Below are 22075 nucleotides of genomic sequence, written 5' to 3' on the forward strand. Positions count from 1 at the left end.
TTTTAAATTATTTTTGGTTAAACAAAAAAACTAGAAATACAATAGAAGCATTTCTAGTTTTATTTACTCAAAATGAGTGTAATTGAGATTAGAATGTATATTTAATCTCAATTACACTCATTTGCCCTTCTACAATTGTAGACCATTGTCCTGTAAATTCAGCACCATATGATGCAGCAATTACAGATCCTACTTTTTGAGCCTCATCATTACTCCATAACGGACCAGCCAAAACGTTGGTTTTGTATTCGTTTTTACCTCCGTTTTTAACGTTTAGTTCTAATTCAACTACACTCATTTGACTGTCTACAACAGTATTCCATTGTCCTGTCCATTTTCCTTGGTGTGCAGCTGCTACTAAAGGAGCTTTTTCGTTTGCGTCTTGTTGGCTCCAAATTGGGCCTGCCGGGATATTCACTTTAAATGTTGCCATGATATTAAATTTTAATTTATTGATTTGTTTGTTCCTACTCTTTTGGCTTTTCAGATACTCCTCGTTTTTTTTGTGGTTACAGAACTCCACTTTTACAAATGATTAATTTGTAATTAACTGATTACTAGTAATAAAAATCAAACACGCTAGCTTTATTTAATTTCTGTAGTAAAAGTATTGCAGAACTTTATCTAGCATCGCAAATATGTTACAAGATTGATAATCAATGTCATAAAAAACAAAAACCGAGGTATGGGAGCAAAAAAAAAACCTTCGCAGATGCGAAGGTTTTTTCATTGTAAATCAGCAATTTAAATAATTTATTACTTTAAGATTCTGAAGTTTTTCACGAAATCTTTGTATTTATCACTTAAGGTAACTTTGTGATTTCCTTTTAAGATAACCAAATTATCATTCACTATTATTTCTTCTATTTTACTTATGTTCACGATATAATTACGATGCGTTTGGCAAAATTTAGCCGGATCCAAAAGATGGATAATTTTAGTCAATGAAATTAGAATTACAAATTTCTCAACATCTGTAATAATGTTACAATAGCGATCTTCAACCTCGATGTAAACAATATCTTCGATTTTGACTTTCTTTAAAGATTTATTTTTTTTGATAAAAAGTGTGTCATTACTTATTACGGTATTCTGATCTTCACTGTGAAAAACATTGGTTTGCTCGTAAAATTTTTCGACAGCCATTTCCAATGCATACAAAATCTCAAGTTCATTAAACGGTTTCATTAAAAAACTAAAAGGTCTTGTCAATTTTGCTCTTTCAAAAATTTGACGGTCTTTTGAACTCGTTAAAAAAACAAAAGGCTTTACACCGTTTGGAACAATATTTATAGTTTCTGCAAAAGTAATTCCGTCTGGTTTTCCATCCAGAAAAACATCAATAACAACGATGTCTATTGTGTTTTGGTAAAACATGGTGAGTGCTTCCTGATAAGCTCGCGCAATTCCAACAATGTTATAATTATTTTCGGTAAGTACTTTTACAAGCGCATCACTTTCTGTAACAGTATCTTCGATGATAAGGACATTAATATTATCCATGATTTTTAAACTTAGGCAATATTATAATCATTTTAGTTCCAACATTTTCTTCACTTTCTATTTCGAGTTTTCCTCCATTTTTACGAATCAGGCTTTTGCACAACTGCATTCCTAATCCCGTACCTATTATGTCGTCATTTTTCTTTTTCGAAAGCAAAAGTGTTTCTTTTAATAATTCTTGTCGCGTTGTTTCATTCATTCCCAATCCGGTATCTTCGATCACTAAATAACAAAATTCTTCAGATGAAGCTCTTGTGTAAATTGAAATTGTACCGTTTTCTTTTGAGAATTTAATGGCATTGTCTAACATGTTTCGAATAATTATTTTAAGCGAATCCATATCTGCAAAAACATAATCTGTTTTTGAAACATCGCTTTTAAAATTGAGGTTTGCATTTAACATCAATGGTTTATAATTGTATTCTACATGCTGTACAATTGTAGACAAATGCAATGATTCCTGATAAAAATAGGCTTGTTGGGTTTGCAATAAAGCCCAATTAAGCAAGTTATCCAGCAAATTATAAGCTCCATTTGCAATTGTACTATTATTATGCAGCAAAACATCGAGTTCTGTGAAATTTTTATTTTCCAGATTCTCCATCAATTTGCCGTTACTTGTTTTAAGCGCATTTACTGATGAGCGCAAATCGTGGCTTACAATAGAAAATAGTTTATCTTTTGTTGCATTCAATTCATCTAACTCATTTTTCTGAGCCAGAATGATTCTATTGTTTTTAATTTTCTGTCGGTAAAAATAAACTCCGGTTCCAAACAAAATGAAAAGCAAAACCGAAGAAATGAGAAACCCATTTCTTTCGGCAATTTTTACTTTATTTTCGGCTGCAAGAACGTCTACTTCTTTTTGTTTTTGTTTTACAGCGAATTTCTTTTCTAAATCTGCAATTGCCCAAACTTTATTTTGATCGTTTAGAGAATCTTTCCATGTTTCGTATTCTTTTCGGTAGGTTAAAGCCAATGGGAAATTTTTTCGATTTTCTTCTACTGCCGCCATATTTTTGGCTGCAGCTCTTTTTAAATCAAATGAATTTACTTTTTTAGACAAATGATATGCTTTTTCAAAATATGGAATTGCTTGATTGTCTTTGAATTGTGTATAATATAAATTGGCTATATCCATGTAAGAACCGATTAACAACAACGAATCTTTCTCGATCTCTTGTAGTTTGACACCTTTAAACAAATATTTTTCTGCATCATCAAATTTCTCTAAGTGTAAATAACATAATCCCATATTATGGAAAATTGTACTTTTTTTAAAATCATACAAATCTTCATTTAATTTCTCAATTGTATTAAAATGTGACAATGCTGTTTTATACTTATTTTGTTCTAAAGCGATTTCGCCTAAAGAAAAATTGACTTTATAATAAAACTTAAAGTCAACAGAAATGAGATTAAACTCTTTTTTTGCTTCCTTTAAAATTTTTTTTTCAAAGAAGCTAATTGCTCTAAAATAATGGCAATAATTTATTAATTCAGCAGCATTTCTACTGCTGAGTTGTTTCATTGAATAAACTAATGTAGAATCCCAATCTTTCTTTAAAAAGAAATGATGAGCTTTATTAAAATTGATCTGCCCACTATATTCTAGTGCCTTTTTTTTTATTTCGAATTCTAATAAATTATCATTATTTTTTTTTTGCGAAAAAAGAAACAAAGGATTGAATATAAAGAAGAAAGCAAGAAAGAAAACACCTCTAATCATTGTCTTTTTTCATTTATAATATTTCTAGTTGTGTTGTACAGTAGTTTCTGTCCCTCTCGAAGTTTCAGGATCTATATCCCACAGAAAAGTTTGAATTGTTTCTATTTCAGCAAATGTATCTGTTCCATAAGGGTATGGTTCAGCTTTAAAACTTGCTTCATAAACATCAAACTCTTTTTCTGGATCATCCAGTATATCATAAGCTATAAAAAACTGCAGCTGGCGCTTTCCGTGAAGATCTACATACCAATTTTGATAAATATCAAAATCTAATTCGCCTTCTTTATCGTCCTCAACTTCTTTTTGTCCTTTTGGTTTACGGGCAACCAAAAAAACTGCCCTAACCTGAAACGTTCCATCCTTCTTTAATGTAGCCTGAACAATTGGAGCAAAAGGAATTGGTGATTCATTCTCAGGAAAACTTATAGGTGTTTTTTTTGTTATTCTACTTTGGCTTTCAGGTTTCATGCATTTACCTGGTGGATAAATTTTGCCTTCTGGTCCTGGTCCTGTAAGAGTAGTTTTTGTCATGGGTTTTGTTTTTAGGGTTAGATTTATTTATTGATTAATTATATTTTTAAGAAACATCTCACTTTATTCAATTAAAAACATATAAAATTTCAAGTTTTTGGAAACCAAATATAGTAAACATTTTCTTAATAAGTTTTAAGCCTTTGTAATAACTGTATTAATTAACAATTATTAGCCGCAAACCTTTATAAAACTTGACTTACAATTATAAGTATCAAAAAAAATCCCATTCAAAATTGAATGGGATTTGGTGAACTTATTTTTTCTCGTTTAAAAATTCGTAATACAATATCTTCGATAAAACAGTTTCGTTTTGATATCTCTTAATTTTATTTTCTCTTACATTTTCATTGTATTGTTCTTTCACATTATGAAGTAAGAAATATTCTCTACGGGTTTCGTCATTAAAATTTAATTCGCTTAAAAATTTTGGTTCGACTCCCTTGTTTACAGCGATGTTATAATTTGTAATCAGACCTCCCCAATTAAAAAAGCTGCACAAAAGTACCGTTCCATAAAAATACCAAACCATTTGATTGAAAAGATAGGCGTTGGTTTTTTGTTTGGCAATTTTTAAAAAGGCGTATATTAAACCAATAATAGCCAGTATTAAAAATGCATAAACGCCCAATCGTTTATAAGTCAATCCGAAGAATGAAACGTATTCTGAGTTTTTTACGACTGTACTCAAAATCAAAGCTCCGTTTAATACAATCCAGATTTTAGACAGGCGTTTTAGATTTGTTGCTTTTTCATCAAAATTGAATCCGCCTTTAAAGTAAAACAGAATTACTCCAACAGCCATAATGATAGAAAAAATGATTGCATTTACTCTTTCATGTGTATCTGCACTTAATTTTGAGGTTTCGATTACTTCAAAAAATTGTTCGTAATTATACGTTACGATAAAAATTAAGAGCATTACGTTTAAAAGTAATAAAGTGATTTCGCCGCTTTTTCTCTCGAAATTTAAATCCAGAAATAAGAATGTGTTTTCGTTTACAGCTTTCTCATCGTTAGAAAACTCATTGTTTAATTTTGGATTGAGATCGTAACAAACTTCGGGAATCCAGTAATTCCAAAAAGTAAACGAAATATAAAATCCTAAAACAGTAATTACGAGCAACTGCCAAATATCAAGATCTAATTGATAATCTGTAAACAGAGAAGAAAAATGATCACTTCCAAAAGAATAGACTGTAAAAAATAGCGCTACAAAAACAACCGGAATGATAAAATAGGCTATTAATTTTTTGGCAAAATTATTATGTATTTTCTTTTCTGGAAGCCATTGACTAAACATAAAAACACGCCCTAATGAAGTAACTCCGTTTACAAATACTAGCGGAAAAACCTGCATTATTTTGAGCTGCACATCATGCGTTTTAAACTGTAAAAAAACGATGGACATAAACATCGCCAAAAATGACACAAAATCTCCGTACCAGGCAAAAGCAAAACAAGACAAAACAGATGTAATCACTAAAACCAAATGTGACCGGTCTGTAAACCGATCCTGAAAGAAATAACAAATTAAACCTGTTAAGACCAATCCAAAAATAGCGAGGTTTACTCCTATTGATTCTTTGTAAAAAAGCAGTGTAAAAATGATACTGCATGCTAAAATAAAATGATGTTTTTTCATAATTCAAATTTTAAAAGTACTTTGTATTTCAAAGCATTTAGATAAAAAAATTTTACTTGTTAGATTTCATTAATTTTTCAAGACTCGATAAGTGTTCATTAAAGGCCGCGCGCCCTCTATTGGTCACTCTATATGATGTTTTGGGCTTTTTGCCCACGAATTCTTTCTTTACTTCAATATATTCTGATTTTTCTAATGCCGAAGAATGGCTTGCCAAATTACCATCTGTTATATCCAAAAGGGTTTTCATTTCGGTAAAATCAATCCAATCATTGACCATCAGAATGGACATAATTCCCAATCTGACGCGGCTTTCAAAATCCTTATTTAATTTATCAATGATTCCCATTGGATTATTTGTATTTTTTGAACATGATTAGCCCGTACAAGATATGCAAAATTCCAAAACCTATGATCCAAAAAATTAAACCATATCCAATGAAAAACAATGAAATGCATCCTAAAATAAGTTGGCTAAAACCAAGATATTTAACATCTGAAAATGTATATTTTTCTGCATTTATCAAGGCTAATCCGTAAAAAATTAAAGTTGTTGGCGCTACCAGAATAAAAATTTTATGATAGATAAGTGCCAGACAAAAAATACCGCCAACCGCTAAAGGAATCGCCAAATTGAAAAGCATCTTTTTTGTTGCGGTTGTCCAGATTGGCAAATTATACTTTTTACTTTTTCTGATGGTAAAAAAGATTCCGAAAACAAAAGCAAATATCAAAATGATTAATCCGCTTGAAATTAATTCTGAAACTAAGTTGCCGTCCAATAAAATATGTTCTCCATCAAGATAATTTATCCCGTTTATTTTGAATAACTGATAAACATACAATCCGCCAATTAAAGCAGACAGTCCGGCAAAAACTCCTGAGAGTCCGCTTAATGATATAAATCTGGAAGAACGCTCCATCATGGAACGAATATGTGATAAATCTTCTTGATGCTTCTGATTCATGATTAAAGTACTTTGAGTTACAAAGTTATTATTTATTTTGGATTGACAAATAAAAAAAGTGATTTTTTAAAGATGTATTTAGTTTTTAATTCAAATATTATAAATAATAAGCTCCAAAGGAGCGTAATATTTATAGTAAATATGTTCGCCAGACAAGAGAGTTCCGTAACGATATATTATTCACCGCATTTAACTTAAAGATGTCACCCCGCTGGGGTTTGTTATTCTTTACACTGAAAAATTCTATAAATATTGCATCCCTCTGGGATTTGAGATTATAAATAATTTGGGAATGATATTATGAATAAAAGGTTTTGAAAACCATACAGGAACGAGATTTGTTATTACCGGAGAGCCGCGTGAGGGATAGGAGCTGTCCGCCGCGGCGGAGCGGATAGCCCGACCGTATTTGCAAAAGGCGCACATATGCGGCAAGATTGGAGCGCCTTTTGCAAATACGGTCACGCCCAATGCATAAAAACGAAAAAGCCTAATCGATTGAATAGGCTTTTGTATATGAATTAGAAATTTTAAATTATCAGAACCATCTTCTGCGTTTGAATAAAAACACCCCGAAAGAAGACAAAATAACTGAAACAAAAAGAAGTATCCAAATACCGTATTTACTTTCTTCTAAACCGTTTGGCACGTTCATTCCGTACAAACTTGCGATTAAGGTTGGAATCATTAAAATGATCGAAATGGATGTCATTTGTTTCATAATATTGTTCATATTATTGGATATTACTGAAGCATACGCATCCATCATTCCGGTTAGGATATTGCTGTATATATTAGCAGTATCCTGCGCCTGGCTTAATTCGATTTCGACATCTTCGAGCAAATCTAAATCGTAGTTTGCTTTATATGCTTTTAGGTTTTTTATGCGATGAAACAAAACATCGTTGGCTTTTAATGAGGTAATAAAGAAAACCAAACATTTTTCGATTTGAAGCAATGCTTGTAATTCTTCATTTTTGATTGACTTTTCTAAATTGTCTTCGGCCAATTTTATCTTTTGATTAATTTGCTTTAGGTATTTTAAATACCAAACACTTGAAGAGAGAAGCAATCTCAAAACCCAGTCGGAATTATCCTTAACCTGAATATTTTTTCGTCGTGAATACAACATAAAATCATGTATGATTTCTGTTTTGTAAAATGTAATGGTTACGCAGATATCATCTTTAAAAATGACACCAAGCGGAATGGTTTGAAAAGGAAGTTTAACATCGTCGCTTTTTATAGGAACGCGCATGATGATAAGCGTCCAGCCATCTTCGATTTCGATACGGGGTCTTTCGTCAATATCTTCAATGTCGTTGTAAAATGCTTCGGGAATTTGAAGTTCTTCCAGTAAATATTTTTTTTCTGTTTCTGATGGAGATTCGATGTTTATCCAGCAGTTTGGAGTCCATTTTGAGATTTCGATTAATCCGTTGTTGTTTGTGTAAAAGGCTTTCATTTCAAAATACAGGGTTTTATCGCAGCATTTTGAAATTTTCAAAAGCTGTTTTTAATTTAATACTAACGAATAATAATCGTCCATTTGGAGAAGTGTTTTTTAAGTGTGGCAAAAGTATCCTTTATTTTTAAGAACCAAAACTTTAAAGTATTAATTAAATATTAAAAGGATACTTAAATTCCGAATTTAAAAATTCCAAATTCCAACTTTTCAACCGCAAAAGAACACAAGTCCTTTGTTTTTAATTCCTTGCACGTTTTAAGTTCGCAAGCTTTGAGGTTTAAAATTGTTTTAGAACTTAGATTTTATCTATCTATGTTTTGGAAAATTTTTAGTTGTGTAATACAAAAAAGCCTGTTCAATAGAACAGGCTTTGTATATATTAGAAAGAGAATTATTTTCTTGCGCTTCTCATTTTTCTTGCTAAAAGTGTGTTTTGAAGCAACATAGCAATTGTCATTGGTCCTACTCCGCCTGGAACTGGTGTAATGAATGACGCTTTTTTGCTAACTTCGTCAAAATCAACGTCGCCTTTTATTACATAACCTTTTGCGTTTGATGTATCTTCAACACGAGTAATTCCAACATCTACAATTACAACTCCGTCTTTAACCATATCACCTTTTAAAAATTCAGGAACTCCCAAAGCTGTAATAATGATATCTGCATTTTTAGTAAATTCTGCTAAGTTTTTAGTACGGCTGTGTGTCAACGTAACGGTTGAATCTCCAGGATTTCCTTTACGACTCATTAAGATACTCATTGGTCGGCCTACGATGTGGCTTCTTCCAATCACTACAGTATGCTTTCCGGCAGTTTCTACTTTGTAACGCTCTAACAATTGCATAATTCCGAATGGAGTTGCCGGAATAAAACTTTCCATTTCCAAAGCCATTCTTCCAAAATTTGTTGGATGAAAACCATCTACATCTTTATCCGGATCGATTGCTAATAAGATTTTTTGTTCGTCTATATGCTTTGGCAATGGCAACTGAACGATATACCCGTCAAGATTATCATCTTCGTTTAGTTCTGCAATTTTAGCTAATAAATCTGCTTCGGTAATATCTTCTGGTAAAGCGACTAAAGTTGAATCGAAGCCAATTTGCTGGCAAGATTTTACTTTACTTCCTACGTAAGTTAAACTTGCTCCATTTGTACCAACTATAACGGCTGCTAAATGAGGCACTTTTCCTCCGGCTGCTTTTATTAATTGGACTTCGGCTGCAATTTCGTTTTTAATGTCTTCAGATGTTTTTTTACCGTCTAGTAGTTGCATTTCTTAATTTTTCAGGTTTAATTTTTGTTTCAGGTTTCAAGTTGGGGCGAAACTATTTTATCGAAAAAAGTTTCAAATTTCTGTCTCATAAACTGAAACCTGAAACTTGAAACTTTTAATTTTATTATCTCGGCATTCCGCCTGGCATTCCTTTCATGCCTCCCATCATTTTCATCAGGTTTTTTCCGCCCGGACCTTGCATCATCTTCATCATCTTGCTCATTTGGTCAAACTGCTTCATTAACTGATTTACTTGCTCGACTTTCGTTCCGGAACCTTTTGCGATTCTGGCTTTTCTTTTTACGTCGATTATGGCAGGTTTACTCCTTTCGATTGGCGTCATCGAGTGAATGATGGCTTCAATATGTTTAAAAGCGTCATCTTCTATTTCTACATCTTTCATGGCTTTTGAAGCTCCCGGTATCATTCCTACCAGGTCTTTCATATTACCCATTTTTTTCACTTGTTGAATCTGTGTTAAGAAATCATCAAAACCAAATTCGTTCTTAGCGATTTTCTTCTGAAGTTTTCTCGCTTCTTCTTCATCAAATTGCTCCTGAGCTCTTTCTACAAGCGACACAACGTCTCCCATACCTAAGATACGCTCGGCCATACGATCCGGATAGAAAACATCAATTGCTTCCATCTTCTCGCCTGTACCCACAAATTTAATTGGTTTGTTTACAACCGATTTAATCGAGATTGCAGCTCCACCACGAGTATCTCCATCTAATTTGGTTAAAATAACTCCATCAAAGTTTAAGATATCGTTGAAGGCTTTTGCTGTATTTACAGCATCTTGTCCTGTCATTGCATCAACAACGAACAATGTTTCCTGAGGCTGAATTGCTTTGTGAACACGTGCAATTTCGTCCATCATTTCCTGATCTACTGCTAAACGTCCGGCTGTATCGACAATAACGACATTAAAACCATTTGCTTTGGCATGTTTGATTGCGTTTTGAGCAATTTCTACAGGATTTTTATTTTCTGGTTCTGAGTAAACCTCAACACCTATTTGGTCTCCAACAACATGCAACTGATTGATCGCCGCAGGACGGTAGATATCACAAGCAACAAGAAGTGGTTTTTTATTTTTCTTTGTTTTTAGAAAATTAGCTAATTTTCCTGAGAAAGTAGTTTTACCAGAACCTTGCAATCCTGACATTAAAATAACTGAAGGAGTTCCAGAAAGATTAATTCCTGCAACATCACCACCCATTAATTCGGTCAACTCATCTTTTACCAGCTTCACCAATAATTGTCCTGGCTGAAGCGTAGTTAATACGTCCTGACCTATTGCTTTTTCTTTTACTTTGGTTGTAAAATCTTTGGCAATTTTAAAGTTAACATCGGCGTCTAATAAGGCACGACGAACTTCTTTTAAGGTATCGGCAACGTTTACTTCTGTAATTTTACCGTGCCCTTTTAATATATGGAAGGCTTTATCTAACTTATCACTTAAATTATCAAACATACTATTTTCTTTATTTGAAGTGCAAAGATAATCTAATTAGATATTTTAGGCAATTTTTATTTAAGGGCATTTTTGCCATTAAGACACTAAGGCGCGAAGTTTTTTTTGCTCGTAAAGTTTATTGGTTTCACGCAGATTTAGCAGATTAGGCAGATTATTTTTTAGATTAAGTATGAAAAAATCAGCGAAATCTGTGTGAAAAAAAAGCGCAAAGAAATAAATCCTTGCGCCTTTGTGCCTTCGTGGCAATATCATTAGAATTGGAAATAGATAAATGGTTGCGAACCTGCAACGGCTGTCGCATAAACTATCCAATAAACGAATCCCAGTATTATTGCTTTTGCTACTAATGGTGTGTTATCGAAAGCCCATTTCATTTTGTCGGTAATAGTTTCCGGTAAAAAATGCCAAACGTAACCAAACAGCATTAATAAAAACACATTTTTGTATCCTAAAGCTATCACTTTCCATTGTTCTGGTTCGAAAGTTAACTGACCAATATTATTGATTACCTGCAAAGCTGTTTCGAAATCTCTGGCGCGGAAAAAGATCCAACAGAAAACTACAAAATGAAATGTTATTACGATTGAAAAGAATCTCCATAAAAAATTAGAACCTTCTTTTTTGGAAGGGAATAGTTCCATAAATATTTTATGAACCGCTAATGCTAATCCGTGTAATGCTCCCCAAATAATGAATTGTGCTCCGGCTCCGTGCCATAATCCGCCCAAAAGCATTGTGGTGAACAAATTGAAATTGGTTACAAGCGTTTGATTTTTTTTCTTCGAAAGTAAAAATGTCAAACAGAAAACTCCAATTGATCCAATTGCTATTGTTAACGGAATAAAGCTTTCGTTTACATTTGAAATTCCCCAAAGTAATAATCCGAAGAAAAATAAACTTGGGAATAAATATCCAGCGAATGTCCCTTCTCTGTTTCCTCCAATAGAAATATACAAGAAATCCTTAAGCCAGGTTGATAATGAAATGTGCCATCTTCTCCAGAAATCTGTAATCGATACTGATTTATAAGGCGTTCTAAAGTTGGCCGGTAATTTAAATCCTAATAACAAAGCGATTCCGATTGCCATATCTGAATATCCAGAAAAATCACAATAAATCTGAATGGCATATCCGTAAGACGCCATTAAATTTTCGAAAGAAGTATAGGTCATCGGTGTATCAAAAACACGGTCTACGAAGTTTATTGAGATGTAATTTGAAATTACCGTTTTCTTAATTAATCCGCCAATAATAAGAAACAAAGCGTTGTTTACATCTTGTTTCGTCAGATTTAATTTTTGGTAAATCTGTGGTAAAAAATCTTTTGCCCTAACAATTGGTCCTGCCACTAATTGCGGAAAAAACGAAACGAAAAATAAATATTCGATGTAGTTTTTTGTTGGCTTGATTTCTTCGCGGTAAATTTCGATAATATAACTCATCGACTGAAAAGTATAAAACGAAATTCCGACAGGAAGAAAAATATTATGCAAAGCAAAATGACCGTTGAACATGTCATTGTAAGTGACAATCATAAAATTCATATACTTGAAATAACCAAGCAATCCTAAGTTCAGGATCACACTTATAACCAGATATATTTTCTTGGTGCTGTCTTTTGTTTCTCTATAAATAATCTGACTCAAGCCATAATCTACGACCGAAGAAAGCAATAAAAGTAAAAAGTAAATTCCGCTTGACTTATAGTAAAAGAAAAGCGAGAACAGAATAACGTAGGTTAATCGTAAATAAAATGTTTTACGTAAAAAGGCGTAGACAAAATAGAAAACTAAAAACAATCCAAGAAACAATCCTGTATTGAACAATAATTTTTCATCTGGATTATATATGAACCAACTTTTGACCTGCTCTAATGTAATTTCTCCAAAATTCTGAACAAACCAATTATTTATGCTATTACTTGTTATCAACTTACTTTTTTGATTTAAAATTATCGTATGCTTTTAAAAATGCTTCGGCAAACAATTTTGCTTGTTTTTCGTATCCTTTTTTAGAATAATGAACAAAATCGGGACCTATCAACCCTTCTGCTCTTAATTTCCGAACTCCTGTTATTCCACCAAATTCATCGTACAAATCCCAAACTGCAAAATCATCTTTTTCTGCAGAACTATTAATTCGTTCTGCATAATCTTTAACATACACATTTGGTTTTCTTCCTCTGTGCAGTGATGGCGGAGGCGTCATAACAATTATCGGAACATCAATTTTTTGATCTTTCAGATTACTTATAAATTCACGTAATTGTCTGATATAAGCCGAAGCTTCCATATTGTCGTAACTTTCATTTGTTCCGAGAGAAAAAATCAACAAATCAGGATGTAAAGATTTTAACTGCTCAAAAAACAAAGGATATTTATTGTAATCAGAGAATTTAGCCCCGTTTACACCAATTCCACTATAGGTTATTCCCGGAGCATCTTTCTCTAAAATAAGTCCGTTAAGCTCAAATTCTGATGCCTCTTTGTTTGGAATCAGGTAAATTTTATCTAATGCTTTCTCTGATTTATAATAATGAGAAAATGCGTCAGATTCCAGATTTAACGGAACAAATTCAGAGTTTTTAATCTCTTTCGGTTTTGTTTCGTTTGTTGGAATTTTTAAAGTTCTTCCGGCACGAATATTATTTGATTTCAGATTATTTGCTCTTTTTATTTCGGCTACTGAAATATTGTATTTGTCTGCAATTACCGAAATTGCTTCTCCTTTTTTAATTTTATGTGTGATTACTTTTCGCTCTGTCGACTGAATAATATTGGTTTGAGATGATATTGCCAAATCAAACATATTCTGGTTTTGAGGCGTAATAATATGGATCGAATTGAATTTGTAAGCCGCATCTTTTATATTTAATTGCACAGCAAAACCACCCGTATCTCTCCAAAGTCCGATTCCGCTTAAACCGATGGGCCTGTTTTTTACCGGATAAATATTTCTGTAACTTTCCCAACTTCTGTTCGAATAAAATCGTTCATTATAAGATCCGTTTGTTTTTGCCAGTTGATACGGAAAAACAAATCCTCGTCCTGCATTTCCGAATTGCTGCTGCAAAATTTTTCTAATTTTATTGGTCATTAAATCTCCCTGAATGTGAGAGTCGCCAATATGTACAATATTTATTTTTTGTTTATTATCGCCTTCGTTTTCTTTTAATTTTTCAAAAACACTTTCTAATACTTTTGCATTATAAATGTGATTACCCATGTAAGATTCAATCGTTGCGCTATCGATTTTACTAATCATATTTTTAGTTATTAAAAGTGAGACTGACTTTTGCGCCTGATTATTTATTGAGAAAAAAAGACAACAAAAGAGGATAATAAGTTTATTCATTTACACTATCTTTTTTAACAGATACAGAATCTGCTTTCGCTCTTCTGACTGTTCTGGGTTTAGCGGCAACATCGCGTTTTTCGCGCAGCGCTTTATATTGTTCGTATCCTTTGTTTAGCTGATCATACAATAAATTACCAATTGCTTTTGCACCGCGTTGATTAAAATGTGTGTAATCTTTATTGGCTTTTGCCGGAGCTTCATCAACCCATTTCACCATCGATCCGTCTCCGCCCATTAGTGTGTATAAATTTACAAATCCCGACTCAGTTTCAAGTGAATATCTTTTTTGTGCCTTCATTAAAGGAACAACGGCCGAATCTGTTTTCATTTCTAAATCATATTTGGTTGATTTATCAGCTGTTGAAACAATTAAAATAGAAACTCCAGGAAAAGATTCTTTGATTTTATTTACGGTTTTTTTCATTCCTTTTTCGTACCATGAATAATTTTTGGTTCCGTAATTTAACACATTTGTTCCGTAGTGCAGTACAACCAGATCATACTTTAAATGGTTGTTAAAAGCCTGCATTACATTGGCATCAAACATAGAAATTGGCAACCCGGAATTTCCTCTTTGCGAGAAGTTATCTACATGAACTCCGCTTCCGTTATCAAAATTAAAACCATAAATAGGAATTGAATCTGCCTGAACGAAATTGGCTTTAAAAGCTTTGATACTTCCTGATGTTACTTTTAGGGTATTGACTAAGTTATTCGGAACTAGATTTTTTCGCAATGTATCTTTTCCTATAATAAAATTGACATTTCCTTTTCGATGCGATTTTCCGTAAAACAAGGTTGGATTATCTAACACAGATACGTGTTTGTTAAGTCCGGCTTCGTATTGCACCCAGGTTGGATTTGTTTTATCATTTGCAAAGAAAACGTGCCCGTTTACGCCAAAAGGATTTATTGGATGTTTTACATTGAGATACGATTGTGTTTTCCAATTTTTAGAATAAGATGATTTTACCGAGCCTCTGGACGCAGCAGATTCTGAAGTTATAGAAACGAAACCAACTCCGTTTCCGCCAAAACGTTCCTGATAATTATTTCGAACATCCTGAACAATTAAATCACCATCGGTCATCGAATCACCGTAATAAGCAATTCTCACTTTGGCTTGTGGATTTTTTTCTAACTGATATAATTTCTCGTAAAAAGAGATCAGGTATTGGTATCCTTTATAGTTTTCAAAAGTTTCTGTTGGAAATTCAATTCCTTCTGTTGCATCAAAAACAATTTTTTCCTGAGCTTCCTTTTTCTCAATTTCGGCAATACTGTCACTTTCTTCAGATAAAGAATCATTTGCAACCGACTCCAGAAGTAAGCTGTCTATAAGTATACTTTTAGAATCGATCTTGCTGTCCGGAAATATCTTATTCGGCAGCACTTGTTTAAATCCTATAAAAGCTATAAATGCTAATGCAACAATGGCAAAAGACTGAAAAAAATATGATTTTGTGTTCACTTAGTAATTATAAATTTTGAAGAATAGACTCACAAAAATTTCATCTTAATTTTTGTTAATTCCTTATAAAAAATACCTGCAAAGATAGAATTAAACCTTAATTTATTATTCTTTTTAACAATAAAAAAAGAGGTCAGATAAATCTGACCTCTCTCAAAAAAAAATAAAAAAACAAAGCTAATGATTAACTGAATTTTTGAATGTTGTTTATTATTTCACTACAACAAAATATTTCTTAGAATGTAGTTGTGCTATTAGCCTGGTAAGCAAAATTGAATGTGAAATATCTTGCTACAGCTGTTGCTGGATCTGGATTTGCAGGTGCACCTTGATAGTAGCTTAAAATTTCGAATTTTGCATATTTACCATCATGTGTTTTTACTACAAATACTTTTCCTGCAAGTGGAGAAATAATGTTTGTTGAAGTATTATAGTTGTACCATCCGTTTCCACTGCCTGTCGGAATTGCATAAACAGTCGCACCATCTTGTTGGAAAGTTGTTGCTGCTGGAAATGCAGTTACACTAGCAAATGTACCAGAAACGATACTTACAGCACCAGATCCTGTTCTTGTTGGTTCATCTGTAATACCAATTTCATCTCCTCCATTTACAATAATTGTAGTTCCGCGGAAAGCAATATCCCAATTATCGTTTGTCACGATTTTGTTTTCAGAAAAACTGAATTTTGTAAATGCACCACCAACTGCTTGTCCTTGTCCTCCTGTTTGTGGAGCATAAAGATCTGAAACTTTTACAGTTTCAACTGCTGGAATTGTATCGTTTTTATCATCATCACTACTACAAGATGCAGTAAAAATCATTAATGCTAAAAGAGAAAGTTTTAAAAATTTTGTTTTCATGGTAAAGGTGTTTAAATAAATGTTTATTAAAAATTATATTGAATTCGTGCAAAAAGCTGCCTTCCTGCCACATTAGTAATTTCACCCGGATCTGTAAAATCAAGTAAATTATTAGCTCCGGCCTGAAGTATTAATTTATCGGTAATGTATTTTGAAATTGACAAATTGGTTATAAAATAATCACCAACAAATTGGTCGTACTTGTCAAGAATTTGATTTGCATTACTATCAAACATCCCGTATTTACTTCTATAGAAAATACGCAAATTGATATCTGTTTTTATTTTTGAAATATTGTAATCAAATTTAATGTTGGCCGTATGCTTGGATCTATTGTATAATCCGAAATAATCTGATTTATTAATTTGAATTGTTTGCAATTGGTCATTGCGGATATATTGATAATCTTCAAAATTGTCAATAACAGATTTATCTTTAGCTATTAAATATTGATATCCCAGTGATACTGAAAATTCTTTCGTAAAATCGTAGGTAGAATTATACTCAACACCGTAAGTAAAAATTTTACTAATGTTGAAGTAACTAAAAACATTTTGTCCATTTGTTTTTTGTGCTACTACTCTAGTATCAATTAAATTAGATATTGAATTATAGAAAGCATTTATGTCTAATCTTAATTTATTTTTCTTGTAAAAAGTTCCAAAATTAAAGTTAACAGAACTTTCTGCTTCCAATGGTTTATTAAAACTTATGCCTTCAACTCTATATAAAAGCTGACCTTGCGTATCAAGTTGATTCAGACGGTCTTCAGCAACGTTGTAACCTAATACAGTATATCCCACTGATGGATTTGTAAAATCAAAAAACAGCTGACGGAAATCTGGCGCTTTATAGCCATATCCTACCGAACCTTTTAAAGAGAAGTTATTGTTGAATTTATAGTTTACTGCTAATTTTGGACTTAACTGCGATGCGTATTCACTATGACTATCATATCTAAATCCAGCAAGAATATTTATCTTATCTGTTGGATTAAAATCGTATTGTAGAAAAACATATTGAGAATTAAAATTCACATTTTTATCAAAATAGGTTCTATCCAAAGTTTCATAATTTAGCCCAATTCCTCCCGTTAATTTGTCATTTTTAATTGACCATGTAGTTCTAGCTTCTGGTCGAAAAAGCCATTGATTGTAATATGTGTTTTCAAAAAGCACATTGTTTTCATCATTTAAAAAAGCATTATTTTTATAATTTGTAGTGTACAATTCATATTCAGAATAAAACTTAGAATTCCATTTATGCTCTAACTTAATTTGTGAATTCCACTCATTTTCTTTTGCATCTCCTTTATAATTTGCAGATTCAATAATAGCCACATTATTCATGTTCTGGTTATAAAAACGATTGCTTACTGTTAATTTTAAATTTTCTGAAAAATCATAATACAGTTTTGGCTGAATTGTGGTATTATAATATCTTTCTACGTTTTGTAGTGGAGTACTTTTATCTAAATCATATCCATCAGATGAATAAAAATTTGCGAACAAATTGGCTGCAAATTTTTTCTTCTTCCAAAGTAAATTAGCGTTTGCATCATTGGTATTGAATGTAGCGTAGCGATAAGAAAGATTGCCTGAAAACATATCTTTCTTAGGTCTTTTTGTAATTACATTAATTACTCCACCCATAGCTTCTGAACCATATAAAGCAGATGAAGCACCTTTTACAATCTCAATTCTCTCTATATTTCCAACAGAAACCCGTGATAAATCTAAAACTCCAGAACTTCTTCCAACAAGCGGAACTCCATCAATAAGAATCATTGTATACGCCGCATCTAAGCCTTGCATCTGAACCCCTTCAAATCCGCTTTCGTCTGGAATCAAAATAATTCCTGTCTGTTCATTTAGAATTTCATTTAATCTTGTAACACCTGTTTTTGCAATTGCCTCAGATGTAATAACTGTCATCGGCAGTGGCAATGACGAAAGTACCCTCTCAGTTCTTGTTCCTGTAACAACCTTAACTTCAGATAATTCATTTGTGACAGTACTATCTTTTTTCTCTTCCTGAGCAAAAGAAATTTGATAAAAAACAAAGGCAATAAACAAGGTAATTTTTATTTTCATTATTTTTATTCAGTCTTAATAATGGCGCAAATATATAAACTATTTTTATTTGTTCTAAATAAAATTTATATATTTGCGAAAATTAAAAACAAAATAATTAAGTTATGATTTCAAAAAGTCTTTATTTTTCAGCCGTAATGGCTTTGGCGTGCAGTCTTGGCTTTAGTCAGGATAAAAAGCAACAAGACATTAAATCGATTAAATCGATGTGTGGTTGTTATGAAGTAAAATTCAATTTTACTGAAACTTTTCAATACCCAAAGGATTCTCTTACTTATAAGCCTTCAGAAACTAAACACGAATCTGCATTGGAATGGGTAGAGTTACTTGAAGACACTCCAAACAAAATCGTAATGCAACACTTATTGATTGTAAGTGACGACATGATTATCAAACACTGGAGACAAGACTGGCTTTATGAAAACACAGACTTATATTCATTTGACAAAGGCACCTCTTGGAAATATAAAAAATTAGACAAGAAAGCCGTTAAAGGTCAATGGACTCAAAAAGTATTTCAAGTAGACGATAGTCCAAGATATGAAGGATCTTCAACTTGGGTACATGTTGATGGAGAAAATTACTGGTCAAACGTTGCTGATGCTCCTCTGCCAAGAAGAGAACAAACAAAACGTAACGACTATAATGTATTAAAAAGAAGAAACATTCACGAAATCACTGCTACAGGTTGGAACCACGAACAAGACAACGCTAAACTCATTAGAGATGAAAGTGGAAAAGATGTTTTATTAGCAGAAGAAAAAGGAATGGATATTTATACTAAAGTTCCGGACATTAAATGTATTGCCGGTCAAAAATGGTGGAAAGAAAATAGTGCCCTTTGGAAAAATGTTCGTGACAAATGGCAAACTCTTTTTGACAGACACCAAGACCTAAACCTGGAAGCTAAAGTTGACAGAAAAGCACTTTATTCTCTTTTGTTTGATTTGAAACCAAATGCTACAAAAGCAGAAACTGATGCAATCATCAACAAGTTTGTAAAATAAAAATATTTGTGTTAGTTGTAAAAAGCCGATAGTTCTGGAACTATCGGCTTTTTTTATTTAATGAAAATTAAAACTTTGCAATCTCAAAATTTAACCCATATTATTCATCTTCACTAAAACCAGTTCTTCTACTTCCTTCATAAGAATAGAGTACTCCTGGCTCATTACTGAATTCTGCTTTAAAGGAAATCTTATCAACTTTATGACCTCCTTTGGAAACAGCAGCTTCTTTTTCAACTTTACCATTTGTAATAGTTACTGTTACTGAACCATATTCATTTGAAGCAGATGAAGCTGAAAATGAACCGTCTTTCTCAAAAGTAACTTTGATCTTGAATTTTTTAAATGAATTCTGATCGTCTAACCACAAAGTATTATTGTTGGCCGCCGTATTATAAGTAGAAAATAATTCGTGTTCTGAAACTTTTCCAGATGTGTCAGACGCATCAATAAACCATTCACCTGCCAAATTTTTAGCTGATGTTCCTCCCGTAGTAGTTTCACCAACTTCGTCACAAGCCATAAATGAAGAAAGTATAAGTACTGTTGCAATTATGCTTGTTGTAAATTGTTTTATTTTTTTCATTTTAAAAATTTTAATTTGATCGTGTAAATTTTCTATCTGCTGTTCCAAAGGTTGATGAAGCAATAATAGACCATTGCCAATGGTTCGGGTCTGTTATAATTCCGTTGTTGCTTTCTGCAGAAATACCAGATGTAGAAGTTTTTTCCTGATATGGCGCATAAATTTGTTTATCATCTATATTATAGAATTCTAAAGTTATTTTATTATCATTAACATCAAATCCCGTAGCATTATCGCATTTGTACTTTCTATCACCCAGTTTTGTGACAATATTGTTGTTACCGCTTCTCACAAAAGTGCCGGATAAATCTATTGAACTGGGTTGTTCACTTAAAACAATTACGGTACGTGTTATATAAGCTGGAAATCCATCACTATTTATTGCAGCGTATTTAATTTTATATACAGCTGGTTTACTTGTATCAACTGTACCATCAATTTTAACATCTAATTTTTCTCCACCAGATTCAGCTTGAGCGCCTATTTCCGTATATGTTTCCCCTTGTGTCAGTACAACAAGTGCATCGCCATTCATCGACATATTTGCGTAATGCGTTATTTGCGATACGTGGTCTGTAGAATCTGTTTCACAAGAAGTAAACAATAGTCCGGAAACTATCATTCCTAGTATAAATATTTTTTTCATTTTTTACTTTTTTTAGTTAACATTCCACCATACCGGAGCCGTTATCGGCTGTAAAGCCGGTGCATTTGGATTTCTTGATTTTACGATACTAGGCAAAACAATCCTTTTTGGAAACCTTCCTCCTGTTACATTTTCTACAGATACTGCAAATTGTCCGGGAACATAAGATTCGCTAACTTGAGAAATATCAGATATTCTCGGGTATCCGGTTCTGTTTTGCTCCAGGAAAGATTCATATCCATTTCCGGGAAAACTTGCAATCCATTTTTGAGTAATAATTGCCTCAATTTGCGCGGCAGTTCCTGTTGCAGGAAATTCGTATTTACCTCCGGCAGCAACAAATGTATCTGCGTTTCCACCAAATCTTGTTATTGAGGCCTGAACGCCTAGATCATATTTAGCTTTAGCTCCTGCTCCATCATAATATCTTGTAAGTGCTTCTGCTTGTAAAAAACTGCTCTCTTCCTTACTGATAAAAAATACAGGTGTTAGCGGACTTAATAATACTTGAGAAAGATTGGTTGCTTTATTTTCAAAATCACCTTGATTATTTGGACTTCCGGCTCCATAATATTTATTCAAACGAGGGTCAGCGTTAACTTGTAGATAAGAGTACAATGTTTTACTCGCTTTCAGGTTTAAAGTACTATTTAATTTTCTTCTGTCAGACTCATATAATGGATTACTTTGATCGGCTGCATCTACAAATTGAGTCAATGCGGCGTCAACATCTAAAAACTCTGCACCTGAATCGATTAATGCTTTTATTCCTGATTCGGCTAGTGCCGGGTCAGCTGCTGTTAATCTCATGTGTAATTTCAGCAATAAAGTATTACCAAATTTTGTCCAGTTAGCCATTTCACCTTTAAAAAGTAAATCATCAGCTGCAGGTGCAGTTCCCTTGGAAGAACTTAGATCTTTTGACAGCGCTAATTTTAAATCCGCAATCATCAAATTGTATGTTTCTTTGCCTGTATTGAATTTTGGCTGCAAAATATTTATATTATTTGCTTCAGCGTACGGAATAGCATCATATAAATCGGTCATTACCTGAGAGCCTTCTACTTCAAGAATTGTTGCCATTAAGTAATAATTCCAGTTTTCTTCTGCTAATGCCTGTGTTTTTACAACTCTGATATCATTCAAAGCATCGTACATAGCAGTCCATGCCGGTTGATAATCGTTTGTTCCAATAGTATAAGAATCAACATTTTTATATTGATTGGAAGTATTATTTTGTGTCCAAAATTGAGACCAAAATCCGCCAATTAAAGCGTAATAAGATCCTTGCGCACCTGCAAGACCAACTATACCTGCAGGAAGGATAGTACTATTTGCTTGTCCGGAAGGCAAAGTATCGGGATTTCTATTAATATCAAATGTTTCATCACATGAGACTAATAAGAATAGTACTGTAATTAATGTTGCTATTTTTTTCATTTTTCTATATAAT

Annotated in this window: 19 protein-coding genes; 1 reads left to right on the forward strand and 18 read right to left on the reverse strand. The window is 32.7% G+C overall.

What is annotated here, in order from left to right; all coding sequences use genetic code 11:
* Positions 1-88 precede the first annotated feature (88 nt).
* The 15 genes from AC4FQ3_RS14350 to AC4FQ3_RS14420 all read right to left on the reverse strand — a co-directional run bounded on the left by AC4FQ3_RS14350 (position 89) and on the right by AC4FQ3_RS14420 (position 18383).
* A complete protein-coding gene (locus tag AC4FQ3_RS14350; protein WP_042565995.1) occupies positions 89-433 on the reverse strand; it encodes a mannan-binding lectin in 345 nt (114 codons plus the stop codon).
* 323 nt (positions 434-756) lie between these two features.
* Positions 757-1503 carry a LytR/AlgR family response regulator transcription factor gene (locus AC4FQ3_RS14355; protein ID WP_491182276.1) on the reverse strand — a complete coding sequence of 249 codons (747 nt, stop codon included), beginning with the start codon at positions 1501-1503 and terminating at the stop codon, positions 757-759.
* Complete coding sequence (locus AC4FQ3_RS14360; RefSeq protein WP_491182277.1) at positions 1496-3034, reverse strand: ATP-binding protein; 1539 nt, start codon at positions 3032-3034, stop codon at positions 1496-1498. Before AC4FQ3_RS14360 ends, AC4FQ3_RS14355 begins: the two co-directional genes overlap by 8 nt.
* 222 nt (positions 3035-3256) lie before the next feature.
* Positions 3257-3763 carry a hypothetical protein gene (locus AC4FQ3_RS14365; RefSeq protein ID WP_491182278.1) on the reverse strand — a complete coding sequence of 169 codons (507 nt, stop codon included), beginning with the start codon at positions 3761-3763 and terminating at the stop codon, positions 3257-3259.
* 256 nt (positions 3764-4019) lie between these two features.
* Entirely contained in the window at positions 4020-5408 is a 1389-nt protein-coding gene (locus tag AC4FQ3_RS14370) for a DUF4153 domain-containing protein (RefSeq protein ID WP_491182279.1), read from the reverse strand.
* Positions 5409-5460: 52 nt separating this feature from the next.
* Positions 5461-5757 (reverse strand): winged helix-turn-helix domain-containing protein, encoded by a 297-nt coding sequence (locus AC4FQ3_RS14375; RefSeq protein ID WP_042565991.1) that lies wholly within the window; start codon positions 5755-5757, stop codon positions 5461-5463.
* Between the two features lie 4 nt (positions 5758-5761).
* The gene (locus tag AC4FQ3_RS14380; RefSeq protein WP_073396094.1) at positions 5762-6376 is read right to left on the reverse strand and encodes a hypothetical protein; all 615 of its coding nucleotides are present in this window, start codon (positions 6374-6376) and stop codon (positions 5762-5764) included.
* Positions 6377-6914: 538 nt separating this feature from the next.
* Complete coding sequence (locus tag AC4FQ3_RS14385; RefSeq protein WP_073396091.1) at positions 6915-7841, reverse strand: magnesium transporter CorA family protein; 927 nt, start codon at positions 7839-7841, stop codon at positions 6915-6917.
* Positions 7842-8235: 394 nt separating this feature from the next.
* The gene (locus AC4FQ3_RS14390) at positions 8236-9120 is read right to left on the reverse strand and encodes a bifunctional 5,10-methylenetetrahydrofolate dehydrogenase/5,10-methenyltetrahydrofolate cyclohydrolase (protein WP_491182280.1); all 885 of its coding nucleotides are present in this window, start codon (positions 9118-9120) and stop codon (positions 8236-8238) included.
* A 124-nt stretch (positions 9121-9244) separates the two neighbouring features.
* Positions 9245-10597, reverse strand: a complete 1353-nt coding sequence (ffh, locus tag AC4FQ3_RS14395) for a signal recognition particle protein (RefSeq protein WP_042565987.1) — start codon at positions 10595-10597, stop codon at positions 9245-9247.
* Between the two features lie 254 nt (positions 10598-10851).
* On the reverse strand, positions 10852-12531 hold the full coding sequence (locus AC4FQ3_RS14400; protein ID WP_491182281.1) for an MBOAT family O-acyltransferase: 1680 nt from the start codon (positions 12529-12531) through the stop codon (positions 10852-10854).
* Position 12532: 1 nt separating this feature from the next.
* Positions 12533-13864, reverse strand: a complete 1332-nt coding sequence (locus AC4FQ3_RS14405; protein WP_491182282.1) for a GDSL-type esterase/lipase family protein — start codon at positions 13862-13864, stop codon at positions 12533-12535.
* 82 nt (positions 13865-13946) lie between these two features.
* The gene (locus tag AC4FQ3_RS14410; RefSeq protein ID WP_491182283.1) at positions 13947-15428 is read right to left on the reverse strand and encodes an SGNH/GDSL hydrolase family protein; all 1482 of its coding nucleotides are present in this window, start codon (positions 15426-15428) and stop codon (positions 13947-13949) included.
* 235 nt (positions 15429-15663) lie between these two features.
* A complete protein-coding gene (locus AC4FQ3_RS14415) occupies positions 15664-16290 on the reverse strand; it encodes an HmuY family protein (RefSeq protein ID WP_042565982.1) in 627 nt (208 codons plus the stop codon).
* A gap of 26 nt (positions 16291-16316) precedes the next feature.
* A complete protein-coding gene (locus AC4FQ3_RS14420; RefSeq protein ID WP_491182284.1) occupies positions 16317-18383 on the reverse strand; it encodes a TonB-dependent receptor plug domain-containing protein in 2067 nt (688 codons plus the stop codon).
* A 104-nt stretch (positions 18384-18487) separates the two neighbouring features.
* On the opposite strand from AC4FQ3_RS14420, the gene AC4FQ3_RS14425 reads away from it, so the two are divergent.
* The gene (locus tag AC4FQ3_RS14425) at positions 18488-19390 is read left to right on the forward strand and encodes a DUF6607 family protein (protein WP_073396073.1); all 903 of its coding nucleotides are present in this window, start codon (positions 18488-18490) and stop codon (positions 19388-19390) included.
* A 100-nt stretch (positions 19391-19490) separates the two neighbouring features.
* On the opposite strand, the gene AC4FQ3_RS14430 is transcribed toward AC4FQ3_RS14425, so the two are convergent.
* The 3 genes from AC4FQ3_RS14430 to AC4FQ3_RS14440 are packed head-to-tail and all read right to left on the reverse strand — an operon-like array spanning position 19491 to position 22062.
* Entirely contained in the window at positions 19491-19976 is a 486-nt protein-coding gene (locus AC4FQ3_RS14430) for a lipid-binding protein (protein WP_491182285.1), read from the reverse strand.
* 10 nt (positions 19977-19986) lie between these two features.
* Positions 19987-20622, reverse strand: a complete 636-nt coding sequence (locus AC4FQ3_RS14435) for a DUF5011 domain-containing protein (RefSeq protein ID WP_491182286.1) — start codon at positions 20620-20622, stop codon at positions 19987-19989.
* 12 nt (positions 20623-20634) lie between these two features.
* Entirely contained in the window at positions 20635-22062 is a 1428-nt protein-coding gene (locus tag AC4FQ3_RS14440; protein ID WP_491182287.1) for a SusD/RagB family nutrient-binding outer membrane lipoprotein, read from the reverse strand.
* Between the last annotated feature and the right edge of the window lie 13 nt (positions 22063-22075).

It is taken from the genome of Flavobacterium sp. AK-345, assembly GCF_058310175.1.

Excerpts from the sequence above, each read along its gene's own strand:
- AC4FQ3_RS14350 (WP_042565995.1), bottom strand. The coding sequence starts at position 433 with ATGGCAACATTTAAAGTGAATATCCCGGCAGGCCCAATTTGGAGCCAA.
- AC4FQ3_RS14355 (WP_491182276.1), bottom strand. The coding sequence starts at position 1,503 with ATGGATAATATTAATGTCCTTATCATCGAAGATACTGTTACAGAAAGT.
- AC4FQ3_RS14360 (WP_491182277.1), bottom strand. The coding sequence starts at position 3,034 with ATGAAACAACTCAGCAGTAGAAATGCTGCTGAATTAATAAATTATTGC.
- AC4FQ3_RS14365 (WP_491182278.1), bottom strand. The coding sequence starts at position 3,763 with ATGACAAAAACTACTCTTACAGGACCAGGACCAGAAGGCAAAATTTAT.
- AC4FQ3_RS14370 (WP_491182279.1), bottom strand. The coding sequence starts at position 5,408 with ATGAAAAAACATCATTTTATTTTAGCATGCAGTATCATTTTTACACTG.
- AC4FQ3_RS14375 (WP_042565991.1), bottom strand. The coding sequence starts at position 5,757 with ATGGGAATCATTGATAAATTAAATAAGGATTTTGAAAGCCGCGTCAGA.
- AC4FQ3_RS14380 (WP_073396094.1), bottom strand. The coding sequence starts at position 6,376 with ATGAATCAGAAGCATCAAGAAGATTTATCACATATTCGTTCCATGATG.
- AC4FQ3_RS14385 (WP_073396091.1), bottom strand. The coding sequence starts at position 7,841 with ATGAAAGCCTTTTACACAAACAACAACGGATTAATCGAAATCTCAAAA.
- AC4FQ3_RS14390 (WP_491182280.1), bottom strand. The coding sequence starts at position 9,120 with ATGCAACTACTAGACGGTAAAAAAACATCTGAAGACATTAAAAACGAA.
- ffh (WP_042565987.1), bottom strand. The coding sequence starts at position 10,597 with ATGTTTGATAATTTAAGTGATAAGTTAGATAAAGCCTTCCATATATTA.
- AC4FQ3_RS14405 (WP_491182282.1), bottom strand. The coding sequence starts at position 13,864 with ATGATTAGTAAAATCGATAGCGCAACGATTGAATCTTACATGGGTAAT.
- AC4FQ3_RS14415 (WP_042565982.1), bottom strand. The coding sequence starts at position 16,290 with ATGAAAACAAAATTTTTAAAACTTTCTCTTTTAGCATTAATGATTTTT.
- AC4FQ3_RS14420 (WP_491182284.1), bottom strand. The coding sequence starts at position 18,383 with ATGAAAATAAAAATTACCTTGTTTATTGCCTTTGTTTTTTATCAAATT.
- AC4FQ3_RS14425 (WP_073396073.1), top strand. The coding sequence starts at position 18,488 with ATGATTTCAAAAAGTCTTTATTTTTCAGCCGTAATGGCTTTGGCGTGC.
- AC4FQ3_RS14430 (WP_491182285.1), bottom strand. The coding sequence starts at position 19,976 with ATGAAAAAAATAAAACAATTTACAACAAGCATAATTGCAACAGTACTT.
- AC4FQ3_RS14435 (WP_491182286.1), bottom strand. The coding sequence starts at position 20,622 with ATGAAAAAAATATTTATACTAGGAATGATAGTTTCCGGACTATTGTTT.
- AC4FQ3_RS14440 (WP_491182287.1), bottom strand. The coding sequence starts at position 22,062 with ATGAAAAAAATAGCAACATTAATTACAGTACTATTCTTATTAGTCTCA.